Here is a 4367-nt window from a genome sequence, read left to right as displayed (position 1 = left end):
CGTTCTCCAGCTTACGTGGGCGCGCTTCTTGCCGTTCAATATCTTTCGGTCCGATGACAAGCATATCACCACAAAGCTGCAACACGGCACCCTCGATCAAGCCGCGATCGACCGCCTTCGGCAACTGCGTTTCCAGCCGGTCGCGCTGCGCCAGACGAGCCGACGTCCACCAGCAGAACGGCGCGGCTTCCAGGCCCCGCGGCAGAGCAGTATTCTGCGCCAGCCTGTTGAGATGCCGCCCGACTGCGAAGGCGGCGGACAAATCATCCGCGCCGAGCAGGGCGTCGTCCGCCCTCACGCTCCTGCCCTGCTCCACAACAGAGGCGACCAGATCGCGAATGCTCTCCGGCGTCTCCGGCAGATCCGCACGTTTCGCTGCGTCGGCTTGCGCCTTGATACGAGAGGCCGCAGCGTTCGGAAGAACGGCCGACAGCAATCCGGCGAGATCATCGGCCCAGTGGGCGATCGCCTCCTTCCGGCTCGATCCGTCCGACTGCCGCGGCACGAAGCTGTCGACCATGACGAGACGATCGACGCGCTCACCACCGCGTTCGAGATCAGCTGCGACGAGACTAGCGAGAAACCCTCCCAGCGACCAGCCGACCAGGCTGTAAGGGCCGCGCGGCTGCATCCGCCTGATCTCGGCCGCATAGTTCACCGCCATGGCTTCGAGGGAGGCGTCGGTCCACGACGGATCGACCAGCATTCTCGATTGCAGGCCGATCACCTGCCGACGCCCTTCGAGACGGCGCGCCAGCGGCCCATAGTCGAAGACCGTGCCGAAGCCGCCATGCACAGAGAACACCGGGTTCACGCCGCGAACCGCGGCATTCAGCGGCAGCAGCGCCGATGGCGCCGGCGCGACGGCGGACGCCGCGGTGGCGTCGCCGGCGAGCAGCGCGCGGATCGTAGGCTTCTGCAGCAGATCGCGCAGCTTGATCTCGATCCCGAACGCCTTGTCCTGACGGAGCCGCGCCACGACCTTGAGGCACAGAATCGAATTGCCGCCAAGCTCGAAGAAATTGTCGGTGACGCCGACCTGCGGCACTTTCAGAATCTCGGACCACAAGCGGGCCATCGCGGTCTCTGTCGGGCCTTGCGGCGCGACGAAGCTCCGCACCGGCGCGTCGGGAGACGGCAACGCGCGCCGGTCGATCTTGCCGCTCGACAATGTCGGCAACCGCTCCAGCATCATGATCCGCGCCGGCACCATATAGGCCGGCAGGATCTGCTTCAGGAAACCGGTCAGGCGCTCGACCAGCGCTTCGGCCACACCGGGCGCGGCGTCGCCGGCCGCCTTCGGCGCGACATAGGCGATGAGCTGATTGCCGGCTGTGCCCGGCACTGCCACCACCGCCGCCTGCGCGATCGCCTCGTGACGGAGCAGCGAGGTCTGGATCTCTCCGAGCTCGATGCGGAAGCCGTTGACCTTGACCTGGTCGTCGCTGCGGCCGAGATATTCGACGGTGCCGTCTTCGCGCCATCGCGCCAGATCACCGGTGCGGTACAGCCGGGCGCCCGGCACCGCCGAGAACGGGTCAGGCACGAACCGCTCCGCGGTCATGCCGGCCTTGCCATGATAACCGCGCGCCAACCCGAAGCCGCCGAGATAGAGCTCGCCGGCAACACCGGCAGGAATGATGTCGAGCCCGCCATCGAGAATATAGGCGCGGCGGTCGCCGACCGGCGTGCCGATCGGCGCATAGGGCGTGTCGCATTCGGAGGCGCCATCGACCTTCCAGACCAGCGGCGTGACGACGGTTTCGGTCGGGCCATAACCATTGATCAGGATGCGCGGCTTGAGAACGCGCCTGACCTTGTCGAAGCCTGCCTTCGGCATCGCCTCGCCGCCGAACGAGTAGAGCTTGACCGGCGGCGGGTTGCCGTTCTGCTCGACGCACTCTGCGACCTGCTGGAGGAAGGCCGGCGGCAATCCGATATGGCTGACGCGATGGGCGTGCAGGTTCTCGACCGTTTGCTCCGGCGTCCACAATTCGGCGTCGCGCATCAGCAACCGTGCGCCATGTGACAGAACCGTGAGCCAGCGCTCGTGGGCACCGTCGAAGGCCAGCGACAGAAAATGCAGCTCGCAAGAGCTTTGGTCGATCTCGTAGAGGCTTCCCGTGACGTGACAGTGCATCGCCAGCGGCCCATGGGTGACGGCGACGCCCTTGGGCGTCCCTGTGGAGCCCGAGGTGTAGATCAGATAGGCAAGGTTTTCAGGATGCAGTTCAGGTTGCGGCGGATGGTCGGGACCAGCGTCGAAATCGAACGCGGACAGCGAGATTCTTTCGACACCATCCGGTCTGCCCTCGATCCCGAGCCGTCCGGTCAACAAGAACGCGATTGCGGCATCGCGCATGACGAACGCACGCCGTTCCGGCGGCAGTTCGGGATCGAGTGGAACGTAAGCCCCGCCTGCCTTGAGGACCGCGAGCAGTGCGATCATCGTGATTTCGGTTCGCTCGACCACTACGCCGACGCGCTGCTCGGATTTGAGTCCGCGCGCGATCAGGTGATGGGCCAGACGATTGGCCCTGCACTCAAGCTCTCCGAACGAGAGCACTGTGCTGCCGATGGTCAGCGCCGTTCGCTCCGGATGACTCTGCGCATGGCCGCTGATCGCCTCGTGCACCGGCGGCAGCGGAGGGCTCGACGTGGCGTTACGATTGCAACTGTCTGCAAGAGCGGCGTCGACCTCCGTGACGGGATCGATGGCGCCAAGCAGAGCCGTGGCGTCCCGCGTCAGCGCTGCCAGCAAATGCTCGAACTGCGTCTTGATCTGCGCCGCCTGCGCCGCGGTGAAATGGTTCGGCATATAGGTGTATTCGACCTGAAGCGTGTCTTCGACGAGTACCGACAGGTCCATCGGATAGTTCGTCACGTCGACATTCTTCAGACCGCTGAACTGCAAAGCGCCCCCGCCGCGATGCATGCTGCGTTCGATCGGATAGTTCTCGAAGACGATGATGCTGTCGAACATCGTTTGACCGGCGCGACCGGCCCAGCCCTGGATGTCATAGAGCGGCGTGTGCTCGTAATCCCGGATCGCCGAATTGCGATCCTGCAGCGCCCGCAGCCATTCTCCGATGGTGCTGGCGGGCGGCAGCGTTTCGATCACGGGCAGCGTATTGATGAAGAGCCCGAGCATCTGCTGGGATCCGTCGAGGCTGGCCGGACGACCGGCCACTGTCACGCCGAACGTCACGGTATTCTGGCCCGTATAACGCTGTAGCAGCAGCGCCCACACACCCTGAACGATGGTGTTCAACGTGATCCGCTCGCGGCGCGCGAACGCCTTCAGCTCCGCGGTCGCGGTCTCTCCGAGACGCGTGTAACAGCGTTCGTGGCCGGATGCATGATGGCGGCGCCCGCCGAAGGCATCGGCGAGCTGCGTCGGCTGGTCGAAGCCCTTGAGCTGCTCGCGCCAGAAGGCTTCGGCAGCCCTGGCATCCTGCGCCAGCAGCCAGGCGATGTAGTCGCGGTAGCGCGTCGCGTTCGCAGCAGGCGTGCCGCCATAATAGCACTCCAGCACTTCTCCGATAAATCTGGCTGAGCTCCAGCCGTCCATCAGGATATGATGATAGGTCCAGATCAGCCGATACAGGTCGTCCTGGAGCCGCAGCAGCCGCACCCGCTGTAGCGGCGGCGTTTGGAGATCGAACTCGGCGGCGCGTTCATCAGCAAGGGCAGCGGCAATCCGTTCGTCACCGATCGCCTGCCCGCGCCAATCCTCTTGCTCGAACGGCACGATGGCGTCGCGATAGACCGCTTGCAGCGGAGAGCCGGAGAGCTCACGCCACAGGAAACCGGTCCGCAGCATCTGATGACGTGCGCTCACCTCGCGCCATGCCGTGCCGAGACGTTGCGGATCGAGGCCACGGATCTCGACGCTGACCTGGTTGACATAGACGCCGCTGCCAGCATCGCGCAGGCTGTGAAACAGCATGCCCTGCTGCATCGGCGACAACGGATAGACGTCCTCGATGCGGCTTAAGTCCAGACCGAGCCGCTCGAGCTGCTCGGCGGACAGACCCGAGAGCGAGCCACGTTCTGATACCGGGTCGTCCTTGCCAGGACCGACATCGCGGGACGACGCTGCCAGGGCCTCGATGGTCTGATACCGGAAAACGTCGCGTGGCTCGATGAGCACGCCTTCGCGCCGCGCGCGGCTCACCATTTGCAGCGAGATGATCGAATCACCACCGAGCTCGAAGAAATTGTCGGTGACGCCGATGTTGGGCTGGCGCAGCAGATCGGCCCAGATCGCAGCCAGCGCCGCCTCGGCCGGCGTGCGCGGCGCGACATGCTCGATTGACGTCGCAAGCTGATCCGGAGCCGGCAGCGCCTTGCGGTCGATCTTGCCG

1 protein-coding gene is annotated in these 4367 nt (G+C 65.1%); it reads right to left on the bottom strand.

The annotated features are described in order from the left end of the window. A partial coding sequence (locus MOV74_RS32310) for an amino acid adenylation domain-containing protein (protein ID WP_246931051.1) occupies positions 1–4367 on the bottom strand: 4367 nt, incomplete at both ends.

The organism is Bradyrhizobium sp. SHOUNA76 (assembly GCF_023006445.1).
Lineage (GTDB): Bacteria > Pseudomonadota > Alphaproteobacteria > Rhizobiales > Xanthobacteraceae > Bradyrhizobium.
This window is presented reverse-complemented; position numbering and strand designations above follow the sequence as displayed.